The 4,884-nt window shown below is 42.6% G+C and carries 5 protein-coding genes; 2 read left to right on the plus strand and 3 right to left on the minus strand.

From position 1 onward, the window contains the following. Positions 1-82 precede the first annotated feature (82 nt). Positions 83-439 carry a DUF413 domain-containing protein gene (maoP, locus tag A3735_RS18710; protein ID WP_068508873.1) on the minus strand — a complete coding sequence of 119 codons (357 nt, stop codon included), beginning with the start codon at positions 437-439 and terminating at the stop codon, positions 83-85. Between the two features lie 110 nt (positions 440-549). Between maoP and A3735_RS18715 the strand changes: the two genes are divergently transcribed. Further along, positions 550-1,413 carry a LysR family transcriptional regulator gene (locus A3735_RS18715; protein WP_068508875.1) on the plus strand — a complete coding sequence of 288 codons (864 nt, stop codon included), beginning with the start codon at positions 550-552 and terminating at the stop codon, positions 1,411-1,413. A 198-nt stretch (positions 1,414-1,611) separates the two neighbouring features. Beyond that, positions 1,612-2,919: a methyl-accepting chemotaxis protein gene (locus A3735_RS18720; RefSeq protein ID WP_082865343.1), complete on the plus strand. Its 1,308-nt coding sequence runs from the start codon at positions 1,612-1,614 to the stop codon at positions 2,917-2,919. A 231-nt stretch (positions 2,920-3,150) separates the two neighbouring features. Here the strand turns inward: A3735_RS18720 and A3735_RS18725 are convergent, their stop codons facing one another. Together A3735_RS18725 and A3735_RS18730 are read right to left on the minus strand one after the other, a co-directional pair. Further along, positions 3,151-3,954, minus strand: coding sequence for an OmpA family protein (locus A3735_RS18725; protein WP_068508878.1), 804 nt, complete (start codon positions 3,952-3,954; stop codon positions 3,151-3,153). Positions 3,955-3,981: 27 nt separating this feature from the next. Continuing rightward, entirely contained in the window at positions 3,982-4,854 is an 873-nt protein-coding gene (locus A3735_RS18730) for a motility protein A (protein WP_068508880.1), read from the minus strand. Between the last annotated feature and the right edge of the window lie 30 nt (positions 4,855-4,884).

Consider the following 4,884-nt stretch of genomic DNA (forward strand, 5'->3'; position numbering starts at 1 on the left):
GAACTTATTCATATTCATGTTCATAATTTCCTGATAAATAAAAATTATCGATTAGTAAATTAGATCCCCTTATTGAGAAGGCCTAATCGCTTAAGTTGCTGTCATCATCATAAGATGAAAAATCTACTGATGAAGAAGGCTGGGCGCCCATAGAAATGTGTAAGCGCTGCCTTTGATTGCTTACTTCTAAGAAGCGTTTCCACGCTCTTTCATGAATGCTAGAGGCCTCTTTTTTCCCCATAAAAACGGATACAAACTCTTTCTCTTCATCACACCTAGGCTTTAGCTCTCCGCCATAGAGAGCCTTGTATGACTTACCATAATCTTCGAGTAATTGTGCTTGTTCTTTAGTAAAGTGGCCGCTTCTTGCTATTCCTTTTGGAAAATGCTCTATAGCCCAAAATTTACCCGTTGTGTGGAATGCTTGTTTATTAGCCATATTTTTGCCTAATATAATCTAACCATCTTATTTCGCGCGATTATGCTTTCAATCGATTTATGCTGTAAAATGAACTTTTTTTCTAATTACGATAAATATTTTTAATCGATATGAATACAGATCTTCTGCGCACTTTTATGGAAGTTTCCAAGACTCGACACTTCGGGAAAGCAGCAGAAAATCTTTGCTTAACCCAATCTGCTGTAAGCTTTCGAATTAAGCAGCTGGAAGAAAGTGTTGGAATGAGTTTGTTTACGCGCGAGCGTAATAACATACTATTAACCCCCTCGGGCGAACGTTTATTACCCCATGCTGAAAATGTACTCACATCGTGGCAGTCAGCACTACAGGATGTAGGTGCGGCTGGCCAGCTGGATATGCAGATCGCTTTGGGCAGCACCTCAAACCTCTGGGACACTTTTCTACAGTCACTTTTACCAAAAGTGGTCGATACCTTTGACGGTTTAAACATTCGGACTGAAATTAGCAGTCCTCAAGATTTGACGAGGGCCTTGTTAGGTGGACGTATCGATATAGCTGTTTTACTAGACCCGCCAAGTGTTACGGAATTAGTTCTCACTAAAATTGGCAAGGTCGAGTTAATGTTTGTATCTGACCAAAACTGGGCTGCAACTGAAGAGCTTGCCAAAACTAAACATATTTTTGTTGACTGGGGAACATCTGTAAATGTCCTTCAAGCTCGCCTCTTCAATCAACCACACACACCGATTCTACATACAGGACAAACTCATATAGCCTTGGAATTTCTAATGACATACGGTGGGGTAGCTTTATTACCAAAGGTACTCGTTGAACAGTTTGTTCAATCTAAGCAGTTATTCCCTATTCACGGTGCCGAGTCATTTGTAAGGGAAGTTTATGCTGTTCATAGTGATGCGTCGCAAAAACAAGATATCGTTTCATCCGTAGTTGATTTGCTAAAAGAAGAAGATCTAAAGCCAGCGTTTGTGTGATCTGAGCACCCAATGGAAAAATTCACCTTTAAATTAATTAACCAGTACGAGGGGCGTAGAAAGCTCGTAAGCAGACATTACCGAGCGCCATAAGAATAAGCGACCTTGTATGGCGATAATTTTAATTACAGTCTAATATTCATTTAATGGATGCTTTATAAATAATAACCCATACCTTTCTAATTCTGCGGATACTTGATGTTTTTAAAAGAATCTACTGTAACTCTTTGGCTTTCAAAGCTTGCTAGCGGAGAAGTGACAGAAACAAATGCCCCAGCATGGCTGTTACCGTTCGTAAAAAACGAGTCTGACGCCGATCTTCTTAAAATCGCCGACAAGACAGTTGATTCGGCAAAAGTGGTATCAAGGTTTGGACGTGAAGGTTTACAGCTAAACAGCCGGTTAGATGAGGTTGTATCCGAATCGATTCAACTAGCGAGCGCTATCGAAGAAATGTCTGCTACCGCGCAAGAAATAGAGTCACTTGGTCAACAGGTACTTGAGCGTGCCCAGCATACATGCGATGAGGCTGGTAGAGGCAGTGACGCCCTTAGTTTACTTGTTCAAAAGCTAGACTCAATTGAATCATCTATCAAAGATGTTGGGCGTAATGCCGAAACTTTTGTTGAACAAACTAAAAGTATCATTCAGTTGACGACTACTGTTAATGAAATCGCTGATCAGACGAATTTACTCGCGTTAAACGCTGCTATTGAAGCCGCACGAGCAGGAGAGTTTGGACGCGGATTTTCCGTAGTCGCCGATGAAGTGCGTGGACTCGCTCACCGCAGTGCTGAAGCAGCGAGTGAAATTCAATCTATTGTGAGCGGTGTAGTAAATGGAGCTAATGATGTAGAACGCATCGTAGGAGAAACTATTGGTGTACTAGAAGACTCTCATCAAGACCGAAAACAGTTAGTTCAAACAATTTCTGATGCTCAAACCGCTGCTACAGAAAATGTTGATGCAACAGCTCAAATTGCCTCAGCAGCAACAGAGCAAGCTTCCGTAGCACAAGATATGGCAAGAGGTGTGCAAAATACCGCTGATGGCATTAATGAATCATTCACCATTTTCAAAGATATGTATAAAAATGTCGAATATCTACGTGACCTGCAAGTAGAGTGTTTGAGCTACTTTGATGTAAGCAACGATGATGTACTGCTTCGCATGGCCAAGAGTGACCATATTGTGTGGGTAGATAAGGTTATCCGTTTTGCATTATTTGGACAAAACAGCGTACAAGAGAGTGAGCTAAAAGATCATACCCAATGTCGCCTTGGGAAATACCTAATGTCTGATAAAGGACAGCAGCTAAGTTCCAAGAGTCGCTTCAAAGAGCTTTATGAAGATGTTCATCCGAAAGTACACGCTAAGGGCATAGAAATCTATAAGGTCGCACGAGCAGGCGCTGAACCATTATCTCTGCAGGGTGCAGTTGAAGAGCTTATTGGCTTATCAGATAGCGTATTGGATATTCTTAATGAATTTATCCAGCACCGTTAGAATTTCTTAGACCTTGCAATATTACCTCTGTTTCAGAAGGTGAAAAACAGCCCGCCAATATGAGGCTTGTGGCGCTTCGAAATGCTTGCTTTAGATCTCGCCGGCAATGCTAGGTTTAGGTCTGCTTTCAAAAGCAAAAAAAGTGGCGTATTAATCATAGCAACAAATTTAGCGACGCTAAGCTTCATCTATTTTTTTGCACAACTGCAAATTCAAAGCTTAGCTAAAGCACTATTTCTCTAGCTTCAAAAGCACCCTGCGATTCAGCTCTTGCGCCTGAGCCGAGTCTTCTTTTCTGGCTGGTCTAGAGTCACCATAGCCTTTAGCACTGATACGAGCTTCTGCGACTCCCTCAGAAATAAAGAAGTCCATTAAGGTTTCCGCGCGTCTTTCGCTTAGTTCCTGCTCGGAGGTGATTTCGCCATACAAGGATGCATAGCCATTTGTGTGAACCTCAATAACAATTGGCTTTGCTTGCTTTCGAAGCTCTGGTAGCAAGCTATCCAAAATAGACGCCCCTGAACGAGCCAAGTCATAAGACCCTGCATTAAAAAGAACACGAGAACTAAGTTGCAAGCTTAGGTAGGGTTCAGAATCTTCTATTTGAACATGCTGTTTTAAGTTTCCTGTATTGATAAGCGTGGCGAGTACTGAAGCATCAAGTTCGCCACCCTCTTGGCCAATACCGGTCAAATCCATCAGTTCATCAGTGAACACAGACAAATCAGCAGGCTTCTCAACAGGCGCCAAAACAGGTGCCTGCACTGAGCGAAACGTTAAATACAGCAATAAGCCCAGCGCTAGCATGAGCAGGAATAAATCAACAAATATGGAAGAGTTCGAGCCTTGCTCAGACACACCTTCACTTGATTGAAACTTAGCAAGTCGAAGTTTTTCAGACCAAGAGCTTGCGTCCTTCTTCTGAGCCTTCTCTGCGAAGCCATCGACTTTAGATAACATGGCCTTGAAATTATCAGCAGGACGCCTATGGCGTAAGTCTGAATAATTATCTGAGCGATTTAATGCACTACTCATTTACGTTTCTCAAGCAGTAGAAGTTTATTAAGCAGAGCGCTGAAGCCCAAATTTCACTAACATTGGCTTCTTCGAAGCTCGCTTTGGCTTTTTAGTGGTTTGCTGATTAGCTGATAATGCGTTCATGCTTTCGATGTAAGTCATCAAGGTCTCGCGAATCACCGCAGGCGTCCGACGCTCGTGAATCAGAACAATACCTTCTGCAAGCAAGGTAATATGCTGAACCTCTTTTAATCGACGCTGCTCCAGCCTTTCAGCAATCGGTTTGAATACAAAGCTCGCCAGGATTAAACCATAAAAGGTACTAACCAAGGCAAAACCCATAAGGCTTGCCGCCTCAGAAACGGCTCTGCCCTGCTCCAAGATAAAAGCTATATTGAGCAAGGCCAGCACGGTACCGGCAATACCAAAAGTCGGTGCAAGATTCGCCAGGGTGCGGAAGATGCCTATATAGCGCCCTTCATTTAAATTTACCTGGCTAATCTGCCAATTGAGAAGTGAAAGAATATCGTCGCTTGGCTGGCGATCCCTGATCATCTGCAGCCCCTTTTTCAAAAAAGGTTTATCCAGTTTTGATAAATCCCGGTCGATCAGGGTGTATTGGTTTCTAAACCAAAGCTGAGCAAAATGAAGAATGATATTGGCTTCGTTTGCCACGTCAGAGTGCTCGGCTTTATTTCTTGGAAAAGCTTGTCGAAATGCGGCAAGGCAATCGTCAAATGAGTGACTCAAGACAGCCCCGGTAAACGTTCCCAAAACCACAAGCAACAAACCTGGAAGGTTCAAAAACTTTAAAGGTTCAAGGCTTGATAAGGCCAGCACCAGAACAAAGGCAGCCAACAGTAATAAAACAAGAGTGCGGCCCGTTAGCTTCTGCCGGGAAAGAGCTTTAAAAGACATGAGATTATTCCATCAATAAATATTTCTAAT

This window comes from Oleiphilus sp. HI0061, from assembly GCF_001635675.1.

Excerpts from the sequence above, each read along its gene's own strand:
- maoP (WP_068508873.1), bottom strand. The coding sequence starts at position 439 with ATGGCTAATAAACAAGCATTCCACACAACGGGTAAATTTTGGGCTATA.
- A3735_RS18715 (WP_068508875.1), top strand. The coding sequence starts at position 550 with ATGAATACAGATCTTCTGCGCACTTTTATGGAAGTTTCCAAGACTCGA.
- A3735_RS18720 (WP_082865343.1), top strand. The coding sequence starts at position 1,612 with ATGTTTTTAAAAGAATCTACTGTAACTCTTTGGCTTTCAAAGCTTGCT.
- A3735_RS18725 (WP_068508878.1), bottom strand. The coding sequence starts at position 3,954 with ATGAGTAGTGCATTAAATCGCTCAGATAATTATTCAGACTTACGCCAT.
- A3735_RS18730 (WP_068508880.1), bottom strand. The coding sequence starts at position 4,854 with ATGTCTTTTAAAGCTCTTTCCCGGCAGAAGCTAACGGGCCGCACTCTT.